Raw genomic sequence first — 523 nt, forward strand, 5'->3', positions numbered from 1 at the left:
TGCATCTTCCGGCGCCCGTAGACGCCGTAGTTCTCCGCATGCAGCCGGGCGATCTCGGGCACGAGCAGATCATCCTGCAGCTGCCGCGCGGACGGCGCGCGGCCCACCGCGGCGCGATAGCCGCGTGAGGTGAAGAATCCTCTCACCGCCGGTCGCAGGACCTGGCAGATGAGCTCGACCCCGAAACGATCCCGGTGTTCGTTGACGAACCGGATCATCTCGTCGAGGGGTGGTCGAGCTCCTTCGCGAAAAAGATGCTCGCAGCCCTGAGGATCTCGTTCGCCTTCCGCAACTCCGAGACCTCCTTCTGCAGCCGCTTGATCTCCGCCGCCGCATCCGTCGTCAACCCGGGCTTCACGCCCGCGTCGACCTCGAAGCGGCGCTGCCAGAGGCGCAGTGTCTCCGGGCTCATCCCGAGCAGCCCGGCGACGTGACGGACCGCGCTCATCATGTTCGGGTGCGACGGTCGCGTCTCCGCGAGCATCCGCAACGCCCGCTCACGCATCTCCGGCGAATACTTCCT

1 protein-coding gene and 1 pseudogene are annotated in these 523 nt (G+C 66.9%); both read right to left on the reverse strand.

Annotation, left to right across the window (positions count from 1 at the left end; genetic code table 11):
• Positions 1-218, reverse strand: a pseudogene (locus KZA10_RS17440) (IS3 family transposase); the annotation flags it as partial.
• A partial coding sequence (locus KZA10_RS17445) for a transposase (protein ID WP_218683539.1) occupies positions 215-523 on the reverse strand: 309 nt, incomplete at its 5' end. The gene KZA10_RS17445 and the pseudogene KZA10_RS17440, both read right to left, overlap by 4 nt.

Source organism: Microbacterium sp. BF1 (assembly GCF_019279095.1).
In the GTDB taxonomy this organism is placed as follows: Bacteria; Actinomycetota; Actinomycetes; order Actinomycetales; family Microbacteriaceae; genus Microbacterium; species Microbacterium maritypicum.